Source organism: Mycolicibacterium houstonense (assembly GCF_900078665.2).
GTDB lineage: Bacteria > Actinomycetota > Actinomycetes > Mycobacteriales > Mycobacteriaceae > Mycobacterium > Mycobacterium houstonense.
Genome location: NZ_LT546207.1, coordinates 276,901 through 299,246, shown reverse-complemented (window position 1 = coordinate 299,246; position 22,346 = coordinate 276,901). Strand labels below are relative to the sequence as shown.

Genomic DNA, 22,346 nt, shown 5'->3' with positions numbered 1-22,346 from the left:
TCAGTCGGCCAGGCCTCCGACGCGCCGCACAGCGGCGGTGATGTGTTCGAAGTCGATCGCCAGGTGTGCGCGTGCAAGCGCTTCGGCGTCGTCCCCGCGACGCCCGGCGATCGCTTCGATCAACTGTTCATGCTCGTGCAGGGCCCGTAACTCCATCTCGCGCATGGTCGCCGATTCACCCCACAGGTGCGCCGGTGCGGCGATGCTGACGGAGGCTTCCAACTCGAGCAGCATCTGTTTGAGCACGGCGTTGCCGGCCGCGTCCATGATCGCCAGGTGCAACGCGCTGTCCGCCTGCTGGGCGGCCAGTCCGCTCTCCGCATGGCGATAGGCCTCGAGCCGTTCCCGCAGCACCACGAGGTCCTGTTCCGTTCGGGCCTCCGCAGCCGCGCGGCATACCGCGCCGTGGATTCGGCAGATGGCATCGCAGCGGTCTCGTAGTTCGTCGAGCCGTGTGGTCAGGGTGCGCCCGACGGCGGCGGTCGACGACTCCGGCCATTGCTGCAGCACATAGGTTCCGCCACCGCGGCCGCTGCGCCGGGTCTCCACCAGACCCAGCTCGACGAGCCGAGCCAGGGCCGCACGTACCGTCATCCGGCCGACCCGCAGGGACGCGGCGAGTTCACGCTCGGCGGGCAGCCGCGATCCGGGCAGGTATTCGCCGATAGCCAATGCGGTGACGAGGCGGTCGGTGATTTCATCCACCCGTGACGAGGGTTCGAGTTCGCGTTCAAGCAGCCCGGGCGTGGCGCCCGTGGGCTCTGTCGGCCGCGGCTCGGGATTCCCCATGCGCACACAATATCGACGTTCCAAATTAAATCCTGATTAATGGTCTTGTCACAAGACCATTAATGGTCCATGCTGACCGCCATGCCTCGTTCCACCCGCACGGTCCCCTTCCGCGGTCACGAGACCTGGGTCCAGGTCACCACGCCCGAAACTCCGCGGCCCGATGCTCTTCCGCTGGTCGTCCTGCACGGTGGACCGGGCATGGCCCACAACTACGTCGCCAACATCGCCGCCCTGGCCGACGAGACGGGCCGCACCGTCATCCACTACGACCAGTTGGGCTGCGGCAACAGCACGCACCTGCCCGACGCCCCTGCCGACTTCTGGACACCACAGCTCTTCGTCGACGAATTCCACGCAGTCCGCGAGGCCCTCGGGGTCGACCGCTACCACGTGCTCGGACAATCGTGGGGCGGCATGCTGGGCGCCGAGATCGCCGTCCGCGTCCCGCCGGGACTGGCTTCGCTCTCGATCTGCAACTCCCCCGCCTCGATGCAGCTGTGGGTCGAAGGCGCCGCCGAACTTCGCGCCCAACTGCCCGCTGAGGCCCGGGCCGCGTTGGATCGGCATGAGGCCGACGGCACGGTCACCGATCCCGCATACCTGGCCGCCACGGAGGAGTTCTACCGTCGCCACGTCTGCCGGGTCGAGCCGATGCCCAAGGACTTCGCCGACACCGTGGCCCAGATGGAGGCCGAGCCGACGGTGTACCACACCATGAACGGCCCCAACGAGTTTCACGTCATCGGAACTCTGCGCGACTGGAGCATCATCGAACGGCTACCCTCGGTCACCGCCCCGACCCTCGTCATCGCCGGCGAGTTCGACGAGGCCACCCCGGCGACCTGGCAGCCCTACGTCGACCTCATTCCCGACGCCCGCGCTCACGTGTTCGCCGACACCAGCCACTGCACTCACCTGGAGAAACCCGAGGAGTTCCGCTCGGTGATCGCCGAGTTTTTGAATCAGCACGATCTGGCCGCTGCCGCCCGGGTCTGATCCTCTCCCCTTCGACTCGACAGGAAACGCCATGGCAACTGAAGCGGCCGCCGCCCATCTCACCACCGGTGAAGGGCAACGTGATCTCGAATCATTCGGCTACAAGCAGGAACTCAGCCGCTCCGTCTCCACGGCCGACCTGATCGTCTACGGCCTGGTGTTCATGGTGCCCATCGCACCGTGGACCATCTTCGGGACGGTCTACAACAGCGCGTCGGGCATGGTGCCGCTGGTCTACCTGATCGGCCTGATCGCGATGGTGTTCACCGCACTGGCCTACTCGCAGATGGCCAAGTCGTTCCCACTGGCCGGGTCGGTGTACGCCTACGTGGGCCGCGGTATCCACCCCGGCCTCGGCTTCTTCGCCGGCTGGGCCATCCTGCTCGATTACCTGCTGATCCCCACCCTGCTCTACGTCTTCGCCGCCGAATCGATGGTGGGACTCTTCCCCGGCACGCCACGCTGGGTGTGGGCCATCGTATTCGTGGTGGTGAACACGATCATCAACCTGCTCGGCGTGGGCTCGCTCAAGCTCGTCAACCGCGTATTCCTCGCGGTGGAACTGGTTTTCGTCGTGCTGTTCGTGATCATCGCGGTACGCGCCATCAACGGACAGTCGCTGCCCGACGTCGGATGGAGCGCACTGCCGATCTGGAATTCCGAGTTGGTCACCGCGCCGTTGATCGCGGCGGCACTGTCGATCGCGGTGCTGAGTTTCCTCGGCTTCGACGGCATCTCCACGCTGGCCGAGGAATCGACCGGGAAGAAGAACCCGGCCGGCCGCGCGATGATCGCCGCCCTGTTCGTGGTGGCGTTCCTGTTCATCATCCAGACCTGGCTGGCCAGCCTGCTGGCCGGAGGCCGCGAATCGTTCGGCGACGACGAGGTGGGCAACGCGTTCTTCCTGCTGGTGCAGGCCGCGTCGAGCACCGGCTGGATGAACGCGTTCTTCGTGGTCAACGTGCTCGCCGTCGGCTTCGCCAATGCGATGGCCGCCCAGGCCGCGACCAGCCGCCTGCTGTTCTCGATGAGTCGCGACCGCCAGCTGCCCGCGTTGCTGTCCACGATCAGCTCCCGCAAGGTGCCGATCGCAGCCATCCTGGTGGTCAGCGCCCTGAGCCTGGTGCTGGTGCTGTTCTTCGTCGGCCAGATCGGGTTGATCTCGTCGCTGGTGAATTTCGGTGCGCTGTTCGGCTTCTGCCTGCTGCACGCCTCGGTCCTCTGGTACTACACGGTGCGCCAGAAGTCGAAGAACTACCTGCTGCACCTCGTGGTGCCGACCATCGGCTTCCTGATCATCGGCTACGTGCTGATCAACGCCGACGCGCTGGCCAAGATCGGCGGCATCGTGTGGCTGGTGATCGGCGGGATCATTTTCGCCACCAACATGTTCCGAGGACGCGGTGTCCCTGAACTAGCTGAGGAACCGGCGACGTAACGGCTCGGCGAGGTCGCCACGGTCCCCCACCTCGACCTCGCCCACCCCCAGCCACGACGCCATCGTCCTCAGCTCGACGGCCAGGGCCTCCGCCACCCGCGCGGGGTCCTGGCCGTCCTCCATGAACGCCCCGGGAACCTGCAACGCGGCGTCGGTACGCTTGAGGTCCACCCGTGCCACCAGCTCCCCGTCGAGCAGGAACGGCCATACGTAGTAACCGAATTGGCGTTTGGGCGCGGGCGTGTAGATCTCGATGCGGTAGTGGAAGTCGAACCAGCGCTCCACCCGGGGCCGAAAGAAGATCAACGGGTCGAACGGACACAACAGGGCGGTGCCCCGGTCGCGACGCGGCACGATCTGACCTGCTCGGAGGTATGCCGGGACGCCCTCGACGTCGACGGGCTCGAGCTCGCCGTCGGCCACCAGCTTGGCGATCGCGGGCTTGACCTGTTTGGCCCCCATCCGGAAGTAATCGCGGATGTCGGCCTCGGTGCCGACGCCCAGCGCGGTGGCCGCGCGCAAGGCCAGTTCGCGGACGGCCTCGTCATCGCCGACCTCGCGCGCCAGCACCTCGGGTGGCAGCACCCGTTCGGTGAGGTCGTAATGCCGGGCGAACCCGACCCGCGTCGCGGTCGTCAGAACCCCCGCGGACCACAGTGCCTCGGCCACCCACTTGGTGTCGCTGCGATCCCACCACGGCCCTTTGCGGCCGCGCGGCTCGGTTTCCAGATAGGCCTCGATCTGCCCCGCGGTGGACGGGCCGAGGGCGGCGACCGCGGCGACCACGTCGTCGGCCAATTTGGGGTTCTTGCGGACGATCTCGGCGCCCCATCGACCATGGGTGTACTCACGCATCCGCCACCGCAGCAGCGGCCAGTCCTCGACGGCCATCAGCGCGGCCTCGTGCGCCCAGTACTCCACCAGCAGGCGGGGCGCGCGGGCGCTGTGCGACCAGGCCGCCCGGTCCAATGCGTCGCGGTCATAGGGCCCGAGCCGGCTGAACACCGGCGCGTAATGGGCCCGCACCGCCACCGACACCGAATCCAGCTGCAGCACCTGGATCCGGGAGATCAACCTCCGCAGATGTGCGCGCGTCACCGCACCGCGAGGCTTGGGCTCATGAAAGCCCTGTGCGGCGACGGCGATGCGTCGAGCCTGCGCGGTCGTTAGGGTAGCCACCCTGCCATCGTTCCCTAGGGCACCGACAAGTAGCGGAGCGGATTGGAGCGAAGACACCGACAAGTAGCGGAGCGGATGCGTTGGCGATACTGGTCCGCGTGGCTTTCGACTGGGACGCGTTCGAGACGGAATTGACTCTGGCGGCCGTGGCCGCGGTGCGCACACTGGTCGCGTCGGCTCCCTCGGAGACGCCGTATGCCGTGGCGTTCAGTGAGTTCTATGCCGAGACCACCGGGGTGATCTACCTACCCAACCTCGCGTTGGCCACCGAAGAATCGGTCGAGGACCCGGACTGCCGGTTCAGCCCGCCGGATTGGGACTACCAGGACTATGAGTGGGGTGACACCGATTCGGAGTGGGGTGATCGACTCAGCGCAGCGGTGACGGGCCTTGCCCGCGAGCAGTGGGAGCAGGAGTGGGAACGCTTCGCACAGGCGATGCTGAATATCGCCGCCGGCACGCGGACCGCACTCGTCACCGATGGCACCCTGCCTGACGATGTGGTGGTCTACCTGGACGACGAGGCCGGCGACCTCCTGGTCCGGTCGGTCACGCCTGAGGAGTTGCTGCGCCACTTCCCCGAATATGCGGCCTCCGCCGACGCCGAGCGGGCCGTGCTGTCCCTGCCGGTCCCCCAACGCGTCGCGGCGCTGGCCGCGGCGGCCGGCTTCACGCCCGGGCCGCCGTCGGATCTGGGGCAGGAACGCGCGGCCGATCTGCTCATCGCCTTGGGTGAGGCCGCCGTGCCCGTCGGGATCGCCGCCCTCACCCGGCGCGATACCGCGTGGAAGGGTGCCAAACTGTTGGCCGATCTGAACGTGGCGACCCCCGACGTGCTGGAGGCGCTGTGGGCGGCCGTGCCGCTGAAAGGCAACGGGCACGATTGGATCGCCGCCGCCCTGGGACGCCTCGGTTCGGGCGCAGAGGTGCTGGCGCGCCACGACCTTCCGCCCGCGAGCCGGGCCGCGGCGGTGACCGCGCCGTACACGTCGTTCCGCGATCACGGCCGCGGGCATGCTCCACTGACCTATGACCTGCTGAGCGCCGGGCTGGCCGATGCGTCGATCGCAGATCTGGTGGCCGACGAGCTCAAGCCCGGACGCGGCTACTGCACTCTCGACGCCGCCGATCTTCCGGGTGTCCGGCCCGGCCTCGACCACTCCGAACCGGTGATCCGGCGTCACGCCGTCGTCGTCATCGGCGACCTGATCGGTCCGATGGGCCCCGGGAACCTCGGCGGCGACGTGGTGCGGGCACTGGAGGGCAGCCTGGCCCGGCTCGAGGCCGAGGATCCTGACAGCGAGGTGCGCCGGCTCGCCGGCTACCGGGCCCGCACGTAGCTGCAGTACCGGTACCGCAGGCCCGAGCTGCTGGTCAGCCACTCCCCGGTGGTGCAGGACCACGAGTCATCGAGCACCGGCGCCATCGCGTCACCCGCTGCGGGTGGCAGGTCGATGTCGATCTCGGTCACCTCGCACCGGGCCGCGAACGGCAGGGCTTGGGCGTAGATCTGCGCCCCACCGATCACCCAGCCGCGGAAGACGTCGTCGAGTCCGGTCAGCACCTCTGCACCTTCGGCGACGTAGCCGGGATCGCGGGTGATCACGACGTTGCGCCGCCCCGGCAGCGGGCGGACTTTGGCGGGCAGCGATTCCCAGGTCAGCCGGCCCATCACCACGGTCTGGCCGAGGGTCAGCTGTTTGAACCGGGCCTGATCCTCCGGCAGGTGCCACGGGATGTCATTGCCGCGGCCGATGACGCCCGAGGTCGATTGCGCCCAGATCATCGCCAGTTGTCGAAGATCGTCGGTCATACAGCAACAGGAGCCTTGATCGCCGGGTGCGGGTCGTAATTCAGGATCGCCACATCCTCATATGTGTAGTCGAAAATCGAATCACGTTGCGCCAGAACAAGTTCAGGATATGGCCGGGGTTCCCGGCCGAGCTGCAGGGCCACCTGGTCGACGTGGTTGTCGTAGATGTGGCAGTCACCGCCGGTCCAGACGAACTCCCCGACACCGAGTCCGGCCTGCGCGGCCATCATGTGGGTCAGCAGGGCGTAGCTGGCGATGTTGAACGGCACGCCCAGGAAGAGGTCGGCACTGCGCTGGTACAGCTGGCAGGACAGCTTGCCGTCGGCGACATAGAACTGGAAGAACGCGTGGCATGGTGGCAGTGCCATCTGTGGGATCTCGCCGACGTTCCAGGCCGAGACGATGTTGCGGCGCGAATCGGGATCACGCTTGAGCAGGTCGAGGGCATTGGAGATCTGGTCGATGTGCTCACCGGACGGGGTCGGCCACGACCGCCATTGAACGCCGTAGACCGGACCGAGATCGCCTGTCTCACTGGCCCATTCATCCCAGATCGTGACACCGTGGTCTTGCAACCAGCGCACGTTCGAATCGCCGCGCAGGAACCACAGCAATTCGTAGATCACCGATTTGGTGTGCACCTTCTTGGTGGTGATCAAGGGAAAGCCGGCCGCCAGGTCGTAGCGCATCTGATGACCGAACAGGCTGCGGGTGCCGGTGCCGGTGCGATCGGATTTGGGGGTCCCCTGCTCGGTCACCTTCCGGAGCAGGTCCTCGTAGGGCGTCGGGATCGGCACGCCCTCAGCTTACGTGCCGCCGCGGGGAGTAGAACGGTAGCCATGCCGACCACCACAGACACGATCACCACCGCCGAGGGCACCTGCCCCGTCACCATCGCCACGCCGCAGGGAGCCGGCCCCTGGCCCGCGGTGGTGCTGTTCCCCGACGCCGGCGGTCTGCGGCCGACCATGGAACAGATGGCGGCCAAGCTGGCCGGGTTCGGTTACGTCGTGCTGGTACCCGACGTCTACTACCGCACTCCCGGCTGGGGGCCCATCGACCTCAACACCGTGTTCACCGACGAGGACCAACGCAAGAAGCTCTTCGAGCTCATGGGCACGCTCACCCCGGAGATATTCGCCGCCGACGCCGAGGCTTTCTTCGACTACCTCGCGGCGCGGCCCGACGTCACCGGCGACAAGTTCGGCACCACGGGCTATTGCATGGGCGGACGGGCATCACTGATCGTCGCCACGCGGGTGCCCGACAGGGTCGCGGCCGCGCTGTCCTTCCACGGCGGCAGGTTGGCCGTTGAAGACGATCCGGACAGTCCGCACCTGCTGGCCGACAAGATCCAGGCGACGGTCTACGTCGCCGCGGCCGAGAACGATGCCTCCTTCACCGAGGACGACGGCAAGAGGCTGGAAGACGCGCTGTCGGGCGCCGCCGTCGACCACACCATCGAGTTCTATCCCGCAGCCCACGGCTTCGCGGTGCCTGACCATGTGGCGGTGTACGACGAGGCAGCCGCGCAGCGGCACTGGGAGAACACCGAGCGGGTGTTCGGGGGCGCTTTGGCTCCGGCCTAGGCGGTAGGCGACGATTGTCGGCGTGTATGACCAGCCGTTCTCCGACGAGTCCCACCCCACCGAACCCGGTTTCCGCATCGACCCGGTACTCGCCCGGAGCTGGTTGCTGGTCAACGGCGCGCAATACGAGCGGTTCGCCCCCGCCGCCCGCTCCCACGCCGACATCGTCGTCCTCGACATCGAGGATGCGGTGGCACCCAAGGACAAGGTGGCGGCCCGCGGCAACGTGACCCGCTGGCTGGCCGAGGGCAACAGCGACTGGGTCCGGGTCAACGGCTTCGGCACTCCGTGGTGGGCCGACGACCTGGACATGCTGGCCGGTACCTCGGTCGGTGGCGTGATGCTGGCCATGGTGGAGTCGGTGGACCACGTCACCGAGACGGCCCGGCGGCTGCCCGACGTGCCGATCGTCGCACTGGTGGAGACCGCGCGCGGCCTCGAGCGGATCACCGAGATCGCCGCGGCCAAGGGGGCATTCCGACTGGCCTTCGGAATCGGCGACTTCCGGCGGGACACCGGATTCGGCGACAACCCGGCAACATTGGCGTACGCGCGGTCGCGGTTCACCATCGCCGCCAAGGCCGCCGGATTGCCCGGCGCGATCGACGGTCCGACGGTGGGGTCGAGCGCCCTGCGCCTGTCCGAGGCAACAGCCGTGTCCGCCGAGTTCGGCATGACCGGCAAGATCTGCCTGACGCCCGATCAGTGCGCGACGGTGAACGAGGGCCTGGCCCCGTCTCAGGACGAGATCAGCTGGGCCAAAGAGTTTTTCGCCGAATTTCAGCGTGACGGCGGCGAGATCCGCAACGGGTCAGATCTGCCCCGCATCGCCCGGGCCAACAAGATCCTCGATCTCGCCAGGGCCTACGGCGTCCACGAACCCGAGTACAGCGACGATCCCGACCACGTGCCGGCCCCGTCCGACACGTACCACTACTGAGTTTCGCTCAGGCCCCGGGTTTGTCGTCGTTGCGGTGCAGGAAGGTATTGATCGCGCGGACTATTCCGCGCCCGGCATAGATGCCGGCGGCGATCGACACGATGATCATCGCGATGAACATCACCAGCCAGTTGGCCCGGCTGTGACTGACGTTCCACCAGATGAACGTGAACAGCAGTGCGCAGATGAAAACGACGATGTCCCGCCAATTGCCGCGGTAGGACATCGCGGCTTCCCGGATTTCGCGGGTACGGTCACTCGCATCGATCAGGCCGTCGATACGTTCGTCGATGCTGGCCTTGAGCCGCGCCTTCCGTTCGACATCTTCGGCGGGCAACCGGTCCAACAGATCCAGATCCTTGGTGATCATGCCGCGGATGTCCGGTGGTTTGAGGTTGCCTGCGATCACTCCGAGCATCGCACCACCGGCGATGGGCGCGGCTCCGAGGGCAAGTTCGGCGATCCCCGGCATAGCTGTCCTCTCGTCAGTCCATCAGCGTGGCAGCCAACGTGCCGCCCAGCTCGTAGGCACGCTCCCGCACTCCGGCGTCCACCACACCCGTAACTTCAAGCACGTCAGCCGCTTTGGCCAACGCCAGCCCCGTCACGATCTTGTCGACCGCGTTCACCGCGCCAACCGTGTCGTTGTTGCCGTGCACCCACAACCCGTACGGACGCCCGGCCACATGATCGAGGCTCGGGTAGTACACCGTATCGAAAAAGTGCTTCAGCGCACCGCTCATGTAACCGAAATTGGCTGTGGTGCCGAACAAATAGCCATCGGCCGCGAGCATGTCACTGACGGTCGCAGCTAACGCGGGCCTGAGTTCGACCTCGACACCGTCGATGTCCGGGTCCCGAGCCCCGGCCAGCACCGCTTCCAGGAGTTCACGCGTTGCCGGAGAGGGCGTGTGATGCACCACCAGCAGCGTTTTCGTCATGACGACTGCTGTTCCTGCATCCGCACCGCCGTGCGCATCGTCTCCCGCGCGCGGCCACGGTCACCGGCGAAGTCGTAGGCCCGGGCCAGCCGGTACCAGCGAACCCAATTGTCCGGGTCGGCTTCCAATTCGGCCTTGACGGTGGTGAACAACTCGTCGGCCGCGTCTCGCTCGATGCGGCCCGACGGCCGCGTCGGGAGCGCGCTGACGTCGAGTTCCATGCCCTGCTCGCGGGCCAGGCCGGCCAGCCGCTGGTGTGCGAAACCCGCCCGCAGCGTGGTGACCAGCACCCAGATGCCGATCAGCGGGAACGCCAGCAGCGCGGCACCCAGACCGATCGCGGCCGGCTCACCCGAGGCGATGAAGGCGAACGCGGTGCGGCCCAGCATCACGAAGTAGGCGATGAGCGCCAGGCACATGAAGCCGATCAGCAGTTGGATGCGCAGCGACCGCGCGCCGTCGCTCACGACAGATCGAGCAGCGGTTCAATGCCGATGGTCAAGCCCGGCCGCTCGGCGATCTTGCGCACCGCCAGCAGTACGCCCGGGACGAACGACGACCGGTCCAGGCTGTCGTGCCGGATGGTCAGCGTCTCCCCCTGCGTGCCGAACAGCACCTCCTGGTGCGCGACCAGTCCGGCCAGCCGCACCGAGTGCACCGGCACACCGTCGACATCGGCACCGCGGGCGCCGTCGAGACCGGTGCTGGTGGCGTCCGGGTTCGGCGGCATGCCCTTTCGCGCCTCCGCGATGAGCTTCGCGGTGCGTGCCGCGGTGCCGGACGGCGCGTCGGCCTTGTGCGGGTGGTGCAGTTCGATGATCTCGACGGACTCGAAGTAGCGCGCCGCCTGCTGGGCGAAGTGCATGGACAACACCGCCCCGATGGCGAAGTTCGGTGCGATCAGCACCGCGGACTCGGGCTTGTCCTTGAGCCAGGCTTCGACCTGCTCGATGCGTTCCCAGGTGAACCCGGTGGTTCCGACGACGGCGTGAATGCCGTTGTCGATGAGGAACTTCAGGTTGTCCATCACCACGTCGGGATGGGTGAAGTCGATGACGACGTCGGTCTTGGTGTCGGTGAGCAGGCTCAGCGAATCCCCCACATCGACGCCGGTCGAGAACGTCAGATCCGCCGCGGCTTCCACCGCGTGCACCATCGTCGCACCGACTTTGCCTTTTGCCCCCAGAACGCCAACTCGCATGGTTGGGAGCCTACTGCCCGAGGTGGTCGGCGATGTTCGGGCCGGTCCGAGAAAACTCTGGCCTCATTTGTCACTGCAGACTCAAATCAGGAGAACCTGTCAGGACATCGAACTAATGTTCGAAGCATGGATAGTGGGGCGAGCGACAAGCTTGCCGCGTTGGCAGCCGCGGTCGCCGACCTGCAATCGCTGCCGTTCACATCCTTGACCACGGCACAGCTGTTGGAAGTGTGCTCAGGTCTACAGCAGGCCCGCAACCTCATCCCCACGATCGAGCACCCCGCGGTCGCCGCATTGGCCGAGCAGGGCAGCGCAGCACGAATCGGCGCCAAATCCTGGCCCGAGGCCCTACGTATCCGGCTGCGGGTGTCCGGGACCGAGGCGCGCCGCCGCTACCGCGACGCATTGAACTACGCGCCTCGCACATCAGTGTCCGGCGAGTCGCTGCCGCCGAGGCGGGCGGCGATCGCGGACGCCCGAGCCGGCGGCTGGCTGACCGACGAGCACATCGACATCCTCGAATCGTTCTTTCGCAAATGCCCGTCCTGGGTAGATGCGACCAGCCAGGACCGCTTCGAGGAGAAGCTGGTCGCCGTCGCCGCCCAGAACTCCCCCGAGACACTGCAGCAATCGGTCAACGAGGCCCTGTATCTGCTGAATAAGGACGGCCCAGAACCCGGCGATGAATTGTGCGCGCGACGCCGCGGGATCGTCATCGGACCCCAACAACCCGACGGATCCTCCCGCATCTCGGGCTGGATCAACCCCGAGCTGCGCGCCGGACTTGACGCGGTGAACGCCAAAACGGCGGCACCGGGCATGTGCAATCCCGCCGACGAAAACCCCTGCACCGGAGGAACTCCCACGCAAGAACAGATCGACGCCGACATCCGCACCCCGGCGCAACGCAACCACGACGCCCTACTCGCCCTCACCCGCAATGCATTGATGTCCGGGGAGCTCGGGCAGCACAACGGGCTGCCCGTCTCGATCGTGGTCACCACCACCCTGCAGGAACTCGAAGCCGGCGCCGGGGTCGCAATCACCTCCGGTGGATCGAAACTGTCCATCCCCGACGTGATCCGGCTCGCCGCCCATGCCTGGCACTATCTGGCCGTTTACGACAAACACACCAACTTGCCGCTCTATCTGGGCCGGACCCGCCGTATCGCCACCCCTGCCCAGCGGTTGATGCTGTTCGCGCGGGACCGCGGTTGTACGCGGCCAGGGTGTACCGCGTGTGGCAACAGGTGCCAGGTGCATCATGCCCAACAAGACTTCGCCAAAGGCGGCCGCACCAATGCTGATGAGATGGCACTGGGCTGTGGGCCCGACCAACGCCTGGTCGGCCCTGGAAAATGGACCACCCGGATCAACCGCCACGGCAAGTGTGAATGGATCCCACCCCCACTGTTGGACACCGGCCAATCCCGCATCAACACGCACCACCATCCCCAGCTCTACCTCATCGAACGCACCGAGGATGGAGAAGGCGAAACTCATTGTCCCCCAGCCTGATTATCCACACTGGAGGTCAGGCGAAGAACCGGTCTCTAGGGTGGAGGCATGCGTCTGATCTCTCTGGCACCCTTCGCCGTCGCCGCCCTCGCGTTCGTGGGGTGTGCCGACAACGCGGCCGCCGACGCCGAAGACCTCAACGGCCGCACCTTCGTGTCGGTCCAAGTTGAAGGTGATCAGATCCCCGGGGGCGGACCGCTGACGGTCGGCTTCGACGGGAATCGGATCAGCACGTATGCGGGCTGCAACCACGGTTCGGGAACCGTCGACCTGTCCGACGGCCGGCTGACCGCGCCTCAACTGGCCATGACGATGATGGCCTGCCCGCCGCCGGTGGGTGATGCGGATGCCTGGGTGTCGGAGTTCTTCGATGCCAAGCCGACCTGGTCGCTATCGGGTGACGACCTGACGCTGCGCACCGACGCCGCCACGGTCACCTTGCGGGACAAGAAGGTGGTCGATCCCGATCGCCCGCTCACCGGCACCACCTGGCAGGTCACCAGCCTGGTGTCCGCGCAGGCGGTCAGCACATCCGTCGCGCTCGAACAGTCCAAGCCCACGTTGACCATCGGCGACGACGGCGCAGTGAGCGGATCGACCGGCTGCAACCGGTTCACCGGCCACGCAACCGTTTCCGGCTCGCCGGCCGTCATCGAGTTCGGGCCGCTGGCCACCACCAGGATGGCCTGCCCGCCGGAGGTCGGCGAGGTCGAGCAGGCCGTGCTGCGCGTCCTCAAGGGCACGGTGCAGACCACCATCGACGCCGATGAGCTGACGCTGTCCGGAACCGACGGCAACGGCCTGGTGCTGCTCGCGCAGTAGTCGCCCTACAACGGCGACGCCCCGCGCAGGTGCTCGAAGATCAGTGAGGTCTGGGTGCCCGCGACATCGGCATCGGCGTTGAGGTTCTCCACTACGAAGGCCCGTAGGTCGTCGGTGTCACGCGCGGCCACGTGCAGGATGAAGTCGTCGCCCCCGGCGAGGAAGTACACGTCCATGACCTGTGGCCGTTGCCGGATGTTCGCGATGAAGTTGCGGATCTTGCCGCGGGCGTTGGACTGCAGGCTCACCGAGATCATCGCCTGCAGGCCCAGGCCCACTGCCGCGGGATCGATATCGGTATAGAAGCCCCGGATCACCCCGATCTCCTGAAGGCGGCGCACCCGGCCGTGACACGTGGACGCCGCCACACCGACCGCGTCGGCCAGAGCGCTGTTGGATATGCGGGCATCGGCATGCAGCGCGAACAGGATGCGACGGTCCACATCGTCGAGCTCTGGCCGAACATCCTTCGGCGAACGGGCCCCGCGCCCCGGCAAGTTTGATGATTCTTCCGGCATTGCGCCAGACTATCGAATCTTCAACGTAAATATTGCTCAACATCCGAAGGTTCTTCACAATTGTTTCAGCACATCAACTCAAAGGAGCGATCATGCTCGTCGGAATCCCGACCGAGATCAAGAACAACGAGTACCGGGTGGCGATCACGCCCGCCGGTGTCGCCGAACTGACCCGCCGCGGCCATGACGTGGTCATCCAGGCCGGGGCCGGCGAAGGTTCCGCCATCGCCGACAACGACTTCAAGGCCGCGGGCGCCGAGATCGTCACCACGGCCGATCAGGTCTGGGCGGATTCCGAACTGCTCCTCAAGGTCAAGGAACCGATCGAGGCCGAATACTCGCGCATGCGCAAGGGCCAGACGCTGTTCACCTACCTGCACCTGGCCGCCTCCCGGCCGTGCACCGACGCGCTGCTGTCCTCGGGCACCACTTCGATCGCGTACGAGACCGTCCAGACCGCCGACGGTTCGTTGCCCCTGCTCGCCCCGATGAGCGAGGTCGCCGGACGCCTGTCCGCGCAGGTCGGCGCCTACCACCTCATGCGCAGCCACGGCGGCCGCGGCGTGCTGATGGGTGGCGTTCCCGGTGTCGCCCCGGCCGAGGTCGTCGTCATCGGCGGCGGCGTGGCCGGATACAACGCCGCCCGGATCGCCAAGGGCATGGGTGCGCACGTCAACGTGTTCGACGTCAACATCAACACGCTGCGCAAGATCGACAACGAGTCAAGCGGAAGCATCGAGACCCGTTACTCGTCGATGCTCGACCTCGAGGACGCCGTCAAGGGCGCCGACCTGGTGATCGGTGCGGTCCTGGTGCCCGGCGCCAAGGCCCCGAAGCTCGTCACCAATTCGACTGTCGCCCAGATGAAGTCGGGCGCGGTACTGGTGGATATCGCGATCGATCAGGGCGGCTGCTTCGAGGACTCGCATCCCACCACGCACGACGATCCGACGTTCGCCGTGCACGACACCGTCTTCTACTGCGTGGCCAACATGCCGGGCGCGGTGCCGCGCACGTCGACCTATGCGCTGACCAATGCCACCATGCCGTACGTGCTCAAGTTGGCCGACAAGGGCTGGCAGGCCGCCTGCGCGGCCGACCCGGCACTGGCCAAGGGTCTGTCGACACATGAAGGTGCGCTGCTGTCCGAGCAGGTCGCCGCGGATCTGGATCTGCCGTTCACCGATCCGGCCACCCTGCTGGCCTGATTCCTCCACCACTGCCCGGCCGGAGTGCGCTCCGGCCGGGCAGTGTGCATTCTCAGGTCCGCCGTTCTTGACACGTGTCAAGTATCCTCACGGGCATGCTGAACGAGTTGTTTCCCACCGTTCCGACGACCACGGCCGACGCGCTGACGGTCTTCGACGCAGCCGAGGCCGTCGAACCGGAGTTCATGCTCGATACCTGGCACGGAGCCGAACTGCCGACCGGACATCCGATGGACGGCCTGCTCGCCGCCAGCGGCTGGTGGGGTAAGGAATTCGTCGACGGCGAGACGGTGCACCCCCTGCTGTTCCCCTCCGCCGACGGGGCCTCGCTGTGGGCCCTCAACCCGGCGCTGGCGTTCGGCGGCCTTGCGGTGTCGGCGAAAATGCCATTGCTCCGCAATCGCTCGATGGCGAAGCCGATTGCCGCCCTGCGGCCCGTGCTGCAGACCCAGGCACCAAAGGCGCGCCTGCGCACCACCCGCTATCGCGGTGTCGACACCGCGACGATGGTCTACGACCAGCTGCCGATCAACGACGTGTTCCGCCGCCTGACCGACGATGCCGTGATCGGGGCGATGGACCTGCGCGGCTCGGCCAAGCCCTACTTCTTCGTCCTGCAACGCGACGACTCACGGCGGCTGACCTAGCAGCCGCGCGTACCCGAGCTGTTCACCGCGCATTCGACCGGTGGCTCCGCGGTGGTGCTTGGATCGAAAGGGCAAGTGCTACAAGGGCTTTTCCAGGATCAACTTTCCAGGACTTAGGAGTCACCCATGGTTAACCTGCCCGTCGCGCACCAGCCCCGCCCGCTGCTGCCCGAGCTCTCGGAGTTCTTCGCCGGGATCACGCCGTTCGCCAGTCTGCGACCGATCTTCGAGCGCAACCTCATGCGCATCGAGGACGAGGTCACCGAAGACCACTACGAACTGCGCGCCGAGATCCCCGGTATCGACCCCGCCACCGACGTCCAGATCACCGTGGCAGACGGCAAGCTGACCGTGAAGGCCGAGCGTTCGGAGCGCGCCGAGACCACCGCACGCTCGGAGTTCTCCTACGGGTCGTTCCTGCGCACCGTGACGCTGCCCGCCGAGGCCGACGACGACAACATCACCGCCGGCTACGAGCGTGGCATCCTCACCGTCCGCGTGCCGCTGACGCAGAACCCCGCCGGGGCGAAGCAGATCACCATCCAGGACACCGAAAACGGTTCCACCGCAATCGAATCCGCGGAATAGCCAGATCCCGGACGGTCAAAGCACCGACGGCAGCACCAGAGCCGTCAGCTCGCCGATGAGCGGGCGCAGGTTGTCGGCCTTCGGGTCGTCGGCCTGCGACCGCGTCATCATCACCAACAGCAACCGTTGCCCGTCGGGACCGTAGGCGACCCCGGCGTCGTTCGTGCTGCCGTAGTCACCGCTGCCCGTCTTGTCGGCGGTGGTCCACCCCTCGGGGAGACCGGCCCGCATGCTCGACGTCTGGTTGGCCCGCATCCAGTCCTCCAGCTGGCGACGCTGAGGTGGGCTCAACGCGTCACCGGCCAGGATCGCCCGGTACCCGACCGCGAGCGCAGCGGGCGTGCTGGTGTCCCGGGGGTCGCCGGGTATCGCCGAGTTCAGCGCGACCTCCCAGCGGTCCAGCCGCGTACGCTCGTCGCCGATACTGCGGGCGAAGGCGGTGATACCTGCCGGGCCGTCAATGTTTTTCAGCAGCAGGTTGGCCGCCGTGTTGTCGCTGCGCTGCAGCGCCGCCTGACACAACTGGTCCAGCGTCATCTCGGAACCCACGTGCGCCTCGGTGACCGGCGAGTTCGGCACGATCGCCGCCCGGTCGACGAACATCCGCTGGTCGAGCGACAGCTGTCCACGGCCGACCATCTGCAGCACCCGCGCGGCGGCATAGCCCTTGAACGTCGAACACATCGCGAACATGTCGTCGGGACGGTGAGTCAGCGTCCGGCCGGTATCCAGATTCGCCGCGTACAACCCGATGAGGGCGTGGTGACGACGTTCCAGTTCGGCGATCTGGTCGTCGATAGGCGCCGCGAAAACCGGTGCGGCATTACCCACTCCGACCCCGACGGCAGCTGCCGCCACGAGGGAACCGATCAGAACATTGCGCCGCGAAAGTCCGTCCACCGGACCCAGCGTAGCGGGTCAGCCGCCGATGACTTGAAGTTGTTTGGGCAGAGCCTTTTTCGAGCGATAGGGACCGAGCACCGCGGCGCCGTAGTCACGACCCAACAACTGGTGGGCCACCGCGTTGACCTCTTCGAGGGTGACGGCCTCGATCTGGGCCAGGGTGTGGTCGATGGTCCGGTGCTCGCCGTAATTGAGCTCGCTGCGGCCGATCCGGTGCATCCGCGATCCGGAATCCTCGAGACCGAGCACCAGGCCCCCGCGCAACGATCCCTTGGCAATCCGGCATTCGTCGGCGGTGATCCCGTCCCGGGCAACTTCTTCCAGGACGTCAGTGGTCACCCGGACCACTTCGTCGAACCGCTCGGGCTGGCAGCCGGCGTACACCGACAACGCACCGCTGTCGGCGAAGGTGTCCACGGTGGAGTAGACGGAGTATGCCAGCCCTCGGGATTCGCGGATCTGTTGGAACAGACGAGAACTCAGACCGCCACCGAGTGCGGTGTTGAGTACCGACAGGGCCCACCGGTGCTCCCAGTGCCTGCCGGGGGTTCGGACCCCGAGTGACACGTGGGACTGTTCCCCGTCGCGGTCGACCACCTGCAGCGACGGTCGGCCGCTGACCCGGCCCGAACCCTTGCGCGGCGCGACCGCGGTGCGGCCGGCTTCCAGCCGCGGGCCGAAATGCTGCCGCACCAACGACAGCACGACGTCGTGGTCGATGTTGCCGGCAACCGCGACGATCATCCGCTCGGGCGTGTAACGGCGGACGTGGAACGAATGCAGTTGTGCGCGAGTCATCGCCTCGATGGACTCGGTACTGCCGATCACCGGGCGGCCCACCGGATGATCGCCGAACATCGCCGAGAGGAAGACGTCGCCGAGGCTGTCCTCGGGATCGTCGTCGCGCATGGCGATCTCTTCGAGCACCACGTCGCGCTCGACCTCGACATCCTCTGTGGCGCAACGCCCCCGCAGCACGACATCGGCCACCAGGTCGACCGCCAGTTCCAGGTCGGAGTCGAGCACGTGTGCGTAGTAGCAGGTGTGCTCACGCGTGGTGAACGCGTTCAGCTCACCGCCGACGGCATCGACAGCCTGTGCGATATCGACTGCCGTGCGCGTCGGGGTGGCCTTGAACAGCAGGTGTTCCAGGAAGTGGGCGGCACCCGCGACGCTTCGTCCTTCGTCGCGGGAACCGACCCCCACCCAGACTCCGACGGATGCCGAACGCACCGACGGAATGTGTTCAGTGACCACCCGGAGTCCGCCGGGCAAGACTGTCCGGCGGACATGTGTGGTGTTCAGTGCAGTCGCCTCGGATCGAGCGGCAGATCAGGACTCGGCGGCTGCGTCGGCCGGAGCCGCGGCAGCGTCGGCGGGCGTGTCGGCCTTGTCGGCCTGCTCCGCCTGCTCCTCGTCGACGAGCACCAGCGAGATCTTGCCGCGGTTGTCGATGTCGGCGATCTCCACGCGCAGCTTGTCGCCGACCTTCACCACGTCCTCGACCTTGGCGATGCGCTTGCCGCGCCCCAGCTTCGAGATGTGGACCAGGCCGTCGCGACCCGGCAGCAGCGACACGAACGCACCGAAATCGGTGGTCTTGACGACGGTGCCGAGGAAGCGCTCCCCGATCTTGGGCAGCTGCGGGTTGGCGATGGCGTTGATCTTGTCGATCGCGGCCTGCGCGGACAGCCCATCAGCCGCACCGACGAAGACCGTGCCGTCGTCCTCGATCGAGATCTGGGCGCCGGTCTCCTCGGTGATCGAGTTGATCATCTTGCCCTTGGGCCCGATGACCTCGCCGATCTTGTCGACCGGGACCTTGATCGTGGTGATCCGCGGCGCGTACGGGCTCATCTCGTCGGGGGTGTCGATGGCCTCGGCCATCACGTCGAGGATGGTCAGCCGGGCGTCCTTGGCCTGACTCAGCGCACCCGCCAGCACCTTCGAGGGAATGCCGTCGAGCTTGGTGTCCAGCTGCAGCGCGGTGACGAAGTCCTTGGTGCCGGCGACCTTGAAGTCCATGTCACCGAAGGCATCCTCGGCTCCGAGGATGTCGGTGAGCGCGACGTAGCGGGTCTCCCCGCCGACCTGATCGGAGACCAGGCCCATGGCGATACCCGCCACCGGAGCCTTCAGCGGCACACCGGCGTTGAGCAGGGCCAGCGTCGAGGCACACACCGAACCCATCGAGGTGGACCCGTTGGAACCCAGGGCTTCGGAGACCTGCCGGATGGCGTAGGGGAACTCCTCCACGCTGGGCAGCACCGGAACGAGGGCCCGCTCGGCGAGTGCGCCGTGGCCGATCTCGCGACGCTTGGGCGAACCGACGCGGCCGGTCTCACCGGTCGAATACGGCGGGAAGTTGTAGTGGTGCATGTAGCGCTTGGTGGTCTCGGGTCCCAGCGAGTCGATCTGCTGAGCCATCTTGATCATGTCCAGCGTGGTGACACCCATGATCTGGGTCTCGCCGCGCTCGAACAGCGCGCTGCCGTGCGCCCGCGGGATCACGGCGACCTCGGCCGACAGGGCCCGGATATCGGTGATGCCACGGCCGTCGATCCGGAAGTGGTCGGTCAGGATGCGCTGGCGCACAAGCTTTTTGGTCAGGGAGCGGAAGGCGGCGCCGATCTCTTTCTCGCGCCCGGCGTAGGTTTCGGCCAGCCGCTCGAGCACCTCGACCTTGATCTCGTCGGTGCGGTCGTTGCGCTCGTTCTTGCCTGCGATGGTCAGCGCCTCCGACAGGGCGTCGGTGGCCACCGCGGCAACCGCGGTGTAGACGTCTTCCTCGTAGTCGGGGAACACCGGGTAGTCACCGGTCGGCTTGGCGGCCTTCTCGGCCAGCTCCTGCTGGGCGGTGCACAGCGCCTTGATGAACGGCTTGGCGGCCTCCAGGCCCTCGGCCACGATCGCCTCGGTGGGGGCCTGAGCTCCGCCGGCGACCAGGTCGATGACGTTCTCGGTGGCCTCGGCCTCGACCATCATGATCGCCACATCACCGTCTTCGAGGACGCGACCGGCGACGACCATGTCGAACACCGCGCGCTCGAGCTGCTCGACGGTCGGGAAGGCGACCCAGGTTCCGTCGATCAGGGCCACGCGAGTGCCGCCGACGGGGCCGGAGAACGGCAGGCCCGCCAGCTGGGTCGACGCGGACGCGGCGTTGATGGCCAGCACGTCGTACAGATCCTTGGGGTCCAGGCTCAGCACCGTGACCACGACCTGGATCTCGTTGCGCAGGCCGTCGACGAACGACGGGCGCAGCGGGCGGTCGATCAGGCGGCAGGTCAGGATCGCGTCGGTCGAGGGACGGCCCTCGCGACGGAAGAACGAGCCAGGGATGCGGCCGGCGGCGTACATGCGCTCCTCGACGTCCACCGTCAGCGGGAAGAAGTCGAAGTGATCCTTGGGGTTCTTGCTGGCGGTGGTCGCGCTCAGCAGCATGGTCTCGTCGTCGAGGTAGGCGACGGCGGAGCCGGCGGCCTGCTGGGCCAGGCGGCCCGTCTCGAACCGGATGGTGCGGGTGCCGAAGCTCCCGTTGTCGATGGTTGCGGTGGATTCGAACACACCGTCTTCAAGTTCAACTACAGACATAGAGTCCGTTGGCCTCTTTCGAATTCATTCAACTGTTTTCGCGTCGTCACGATGGCGATACGCCACGGGGCCTGGAAACGGCTACGGCCGTCGATCGAAGCGGCCGGATGAGCCCCGCAGAGATAACCCTGTCTCGGGGTTCCGGCAGCCACTACCGAAGACCGCCCGACCAGGCGGGCCCGATATGACTTGCAGGAACAGCGCCCGCGGATCGCGGGTGCCGCACCTGTGTTCAGCGCAGATTTCGGCCGCCGAACGACCTCATGTTACACGGCAGCAACGGCCCGATCGGCATCCGTGCCAGCTAGGACACGTCTTCCACACATACCGTGAACTGGCGTTCTGAGTATGCGTAGCCGACTCCGCTGGCGCACTGATCGACGTTGGACACCCCGCGCAGCACCTCGGTGGCCCGTTGCCGGTGCGGCGCAGAGGAATCCGCGCAATCCACCCGATAAGGGTCGCTGTCGTTCTCGGGGTCGACGTTCATACAGCCACCGACGATCCAGTCGATGTCGAGACACAGCGTCTGGGTCTCGTCGCTGAATGCGCTGCGCACCGAGTAGTAGGTGTCCACGTCGATCGGACACAGATCGCTGTCGGTGACCGTTGACAGAACCCGGTAGTTCGACTCGTCGCTGCCGCACACCGCACGGGTGGCCTCCGGCCGCTCGAACGTACCGCTCATCTTCAGGCAGTCGCCCGCCTGCATGTCCGCGGCTGCCGCGGACGAGCAGGCGGTCAGGGCGCCCAGGAAAAGTATCGCGGCTGCCCCGAGAGGGGCAGCCGCGGAAAGTGGTGGCACCGGGGCCGCGTCAGCGACGCAGCCCGAGACGCTCGATCAGCGAGCGGTAGCGCGCCACGTCGACCTGGGCGACGTACTTCAGCAACCGGCGACGGCGACCGACGAGCAGCAGCAGGCCGCGCCGCGAGTGGTGGTCGTGCTTGTGCTGCTTGAGGTGCTCGGTCAGATCCGAGATTCGCTTGGTCAGCAGGGCAACCTGGGCCTCCGGCGAACCGGTGTCGGTCTCGTGCAGACCGTAGCTGCTCAGGATTTCCTTTTTCTGCTCGGCAGTAAGCGCCACGAAATAACTCCATCAATCGGTCCCGCGAACATATTCTCGGCACAGCCACCGCGGACTGCAGCATGCACCGGATCGGCGGAAAGTCTAGCACCCGCGGCGGGCCGCGAATTCGGCACCCGCGGCGAGCCGCGAATTCGGCCACCGCGGCGAGCCGCGAATTCGGTCGTTGCTACTGCGCAGCCAGAATCGCGCGGGATCGGTCGGTATCGGCCTCCATGGCCACCACCAGATCCTTCACCGACTCGAACTTCTGCTGCCCGCGGATCCGGGCCACGAAATCGACCGCGACGTGCTGTCCGTACAGGTCGGCCTCGGTGTCCAGCACGAATGCCTCGACCGTGCGGGTGCGCCCGGAAAACGTCGGGTTGGTGCCGACCGAGACCGCGGCCTGATACCGCTCCCCGGGCGTGACGGTGCCGACCACCGGGCCATGGCCCAGCACGGTGAACCAGGCGGCGTACACGCCGTCGGCCGGGATCGCCGAGTACATCGGCGGCGCCACGTTGGCCGTCGGGAAACCCAGCACCCGGCCGCGCCCGTCGCCGCGCACCACCACGCCCTCGACGCGGTGCGG

The 22,346-nt window shown here is 66.9% G+C and carries 25 protein-coding genes; 10 read left to right on the top strand and 15 right to left on the bottom strand.

The features are described from left to right. Complete coding sequence (locus BN4332_RS01545) at nucleotides 1–789, bottom strand: FadR/GntR family transcriptional regulator (protein ID WP_066896668.1); 789 nt, start codon at nucleotides 787–789, stop codon at nucleotides 1–3. A 69-nt stretch (nucleotides 790–858) separates the two neighbouring features. On the opposite strand from BN4332_RS01545, the gene BN4332_RS01540 reads away from it, so the two are divergent. Next, nucleotides 859–1,788 carry a proline iminopeptidase-family hydrolase gene (locus tag BN4332_RS01540; RefSeq protein ID WP_066896665.1) on the top strand — a complete coding sequence of 310 codons (930 nt, stop codon included), beginning with the start codon at nucleotides 859–861 and terminating at the stop codon, nucleotides 1,786–1,788. Nucleotides 1,789–1,819: 31 nt separating this feature from the next. Further along, on the top strand, nucleotides 1,820–3,226 hold the full coding sequence (locus tag BN4332_RS01535) for an APC family permease (protein ID WP_066896661.1): 1,407 nt from the start codon (nucleotides 1,820–1,822) through the stop codon (nucleotides 3,224–3,226). Here BN4332_RS01535 and BN4332_RS01530 read toward each other — a convergent pair. Next, nucleotides 3,203–4,405: a winged helix-turn-helix domain-containing protein gene (locus tag BN4332_RS01530; RefSeq protein WP_066896658.1), complete on the bottom strand. Its 1,203-nt coding sequence runs from the start codon at nucleotides 4,403–4,405 to the stop codon at nucleotides 3,203–3,205. The genes BN4332_RS01535 and BN4332_RS01530 overlap by 24 nt on opposite strands. Nucleotides 4,406–4,503: 98 nt before the next feature. Here BN4332_RS01530 and BN4332_RS01525 point away from each other — a divergent pair, with 98 nt between their 5' ends. Further along, the gene (locus tag BN4332_RS01525; protein ID WP_160110792.1) at nucleotides 4,504–5,745 is read left to right on the top strand and encodes a DUF4303 domain-containing protein; all 1,242 of its coding nucleotides are present in this window, start codon (nucleotides 4,504–4,506) and stop codon (nucleotides 5,743–5,745) included. On the opposite strand, the gene BN4332_RS01520 is transcribed toward BN4332_RS01525, so the two are convergent. Both BN4332_RS01520 and BN4332_RS01515 read right to left on the bottom strand, forming a co-directional pair. After that, entirely contained in the window at nucleotides 5,727–6,218 is a 492-nt protein-coding gene (locus BN4332_RS01520; RefSeq protein WP_096866805.1) for a dihydrofolate reductase, read from the bottom strand. The two genes, BN4332_RS01525 and BN4332_RS01520, sit on opposite strands and share 19 nt — an antisense overlap. Continuing rightward, entirely contained in the window at nucleotides 6,215–7,015 is an 801-nt protein-coding gene (locus tag BN4332_RS01515) for a thymidylate synthase (protein WP_066896652.1), read from the bottom strand. The genes BN4332_RS01520 and BN4332_RS01515 overlap by 4 nt, the downstream gene beginning before the upstream one ends. 42 nt (nucleotides 7,016–7,057) lie before the next feature. Here BN4332_RS01515 and BN4332_RS01510 point away from each other — a divergent pair, with 42 nt between their 5' ends. Both BN4332_RS01510 and BN4332_RS01505 read left to right on the top strand, forming a co-directional pair. Continuing rightward, nucleotides 7,058–7,807, top strand: coding sequence for a dienelactone hydrolase family protein (locus BN4332_RS01510; RefSeq protein WP_066896649.1), 750 nt, complete (start codon nucleotides 7,058–7,060; stop codon nucleotides 7,805–7,807). Between the two features lie 22 nt (nucleotides 7,808–7,829). Beyond that, the gene (locus BN4332_RS01505; protein WP_066896646.1) at nucleotides 7,830–8,747 is read left to right on the top strand and encodes an HpcH/HpaI aldolase/citrate lyase family protein; all 918 of its coding nucleotides are present in this window, start codon (nucleotides 7,830–7,832) and stop codon (nucleotides 8,745–8,747) included. 7 nt (nucleotides 8,748–8,754) lie between these two features. On the opposite strand, the gene BN4332_RS01500 is transcribed toward BN4332_RS01505, so the two are convergent. From BN4332_RS01500 to dapB, 4 genes are read right to left on the bottom strand one after another with little or no spacing between them, the layout of a single operon-like run. Further along, complete coding sequence (locus tag BN4332_RS01500; protein ID WP_066896643.1) at nucleotides 8,755–9,219, bottom strand: hypothetical protein; 465 nt, start codon at nucleotides 9,217–9,219, stop codon at nucleotides 8,755–8,757. 13 nt (nucleotides 9,220–9,232) lie between these two features. After that, entirely contained in the window at nucleotides 9,233–9,688 is a 456-nt protein-coding gene (locus BN4332_RS01495) for a flavodoxin family protein (protein ID WP_066896640.1), read from the bottom strand. After that, a complete protein-coding gene (locus BN4332_RS01490) occupies nucleotides 9,685–10,155 on the bottom strand; it encodes a hypothetical protein (protein WP_066896634.1) in 471 nt (156 codons plus the stop codon). The genes BN4332_RS01495 and BN4332_RS01490 overlap by 4 nt, the downstream gene beginning before the upstream one ends. Next, the gene (gene dapB / locus BN4332_RS01485; RefSeq protein WP_066896631.1) at nucleotides 10,152–10,889 is read right to left on the bottom strand and encodes a 4-hydroxy-tetrahydrodipicolinate reductase; all 738 of its coding nucleotides are present in this window, start codon (nucleotides 10,887–10,889) and stop codon (nucleotides 10,152–10,154) included. The genes BN4332_RS01490 and dapB overlap by 4 nt, the downstream gene beginning before the upstream one ends. Nucleotides 10,890–11,015: 126 nt before the next feature. Here dapB and BN4332_RS01480 point away from each other — a divergent pair, with 126 nt between their 5' ends. Next, on the top strand, nucleotides 11,016–12,407 hold the full coding sequence (locus BN4332_RS01480) for an HNH endonuclease signature motif containing protein (RefSeq protein ID WP_066896628.1): 1,392 nt from the start codon (nucleotides 11,016–11,018) through the stop codon (nucleotides 12,405–12,407). A 48-nt stretch (nucleotides 12,408–12,455) separates the two neighbouring features. Beyond that, nucleotides 12,456–13,229 (top strand): META domain-containing protein, encoded by a 774-nt coding sequence (locus tag BN4332_RS01475; RefSeq protein WP_096866804.1) that lies wholly within the window; start codon nucleotides 12,456–12,458, stop codon nucleotides 13,227–13,229. Nucleotides 13,230–13,234: 5 nt separating this feature from the next. Here the strand turns inward: BN4332_RS01475 and aldR are convergent, their stop codons facing one another. Further along, nucleotides 13,235–13,747: an HTH-type transcriptional regulator AldR gene (gene aldR, locus BN4332_RS01470; protein WP_066896625.1), complete on the bottom strand. Its 513-nt coding sequence runs from the start codon at nucleotides 13,745–13,747 to the stop codon at nucleotides 13,235–13,237. A gap of 92 nt (nucleotides 13,748–13,839) precedes the next feature. Between aldR and ald the strand changes: the two genes are divergently transcribed. The 3 genes from ald (at nucleotide 13,840) to BN4332_RS01455 (ending at nucleotide 16,190) form a co-directional block, all read left to right on the top strand. Further along, nucleotides 13,840–14,955, top strand: a complete 1,116-nt coding sequence (gene ald / locus BN4332_RS01465; protein ID WP_066896622.1) for an alanine dehydrogenase — start codon at nucleotides 13,840–13,842, stop codon at nucleotides 14,953–14,955. A gap of 95 nt (nucleotides 14,956–15,050) precedes the next feature. Next, entirely contained in the window at nucleotides 15,051–15,602 is a 552-nt protein-coding gene (locus BN4332_RS01460) for a DUF4334 domain-containing protein (RefSeq protein ID WP_066896619.1), read from the top strand. A gap of 126 nt (nucleotides 15,603–15,728) precedes the next feature. Further along, the gene (locus BN4332_RS01455) at nucleotides 15,729–16,190 is read left to right on the top strand and encodes an Hsp20/alpha crystallin family protein (RefSeq protein WP_066896616.1); all 462 of its coding nucleotides are present in this window, start codon (nucleotides 15,729–15,731) and stop codon (nucleotides 16,188–16,190) included. A gap of 15 nt (nucleotides 16,191–16,205) precedes the next feature. Here the strand turns inward: BN4332_RS01455 and bla are convergent, their stop codons facing one another. The 6 genes from bla to BN4332_RS01425 all read right to left on the bottom strand — a co-directional run. Further along, a complete protein-coding gene (bla, locus tag BN4332_RS01450) occupies nucleotides 16,206–17,090 on the bottom strand; it encodes a class A beta-lactamase (RefSeq protein ID WP_066896613.1) in 885 nt (294 codons plus the stop codon). A gap of 18 nt (nucleotides 17,091–17,108) precedes the next feature. Beyond that, nucleotides 17,109–18,398, bottom strand: coding sequence for a M16 family metallopeptidase (locus BN4332_RS01445; protein ID WP_066896610.1), 1,290 nt, complete (start codon nucleotides 18,396–18,398; stop codon nucleotides 17,109–17,111). A gap of 27 nt (nucleotides 18,399–18,425) precedes the next feature. After that, entirely contained in the window at nucleotides 18,426–20,687 is a 2,262-nt protein-coding gene (locus tag BN4332_RS01440; RefSeq protein WP_066896607.1) for a polyribonucleotide nucleotidyltransferase, read from the bottom strand. A 304-nt stretch (nucleotides 20,688–20,991) separates the two neighbouring features. After that, nucleotides 20,992–21,450, bottom strand: a complete 459-nt coding sequence (gene lppU, locus BN4332_RS01435) for an LppU family putative lipoprotein (RefSeq protein ID WP_435405184.1) — start codon at nucleotides 21,448–21,450, stop codon at nucleotides 20,992–20,994. A 52-nt stretch (nucleotides 21,451–21,502) separates the two neighbouring features. Beyond that, complete coding sequence (rpsO, locus tag BN4332_RS01430) at nucleotides 21,503–21,772, bottom strand: 30S ribosomal protein S15 (protein WP_003880490.1); 270 nt, start codon at nucleotides 21,770–21,772, stop codon at nucleotides 21,503–21,505. A 169-nt stretch (nucleotides 21,773–21,941) separates the two neighbouring features. Next, nucleotides 21,942–22,346 (bottom strand): riboflavin kinase (locus BN4332_RS01425; protein ID WP_276527207.1); only part of this gene is annotated, 405 nt, incomplete at its 5' end.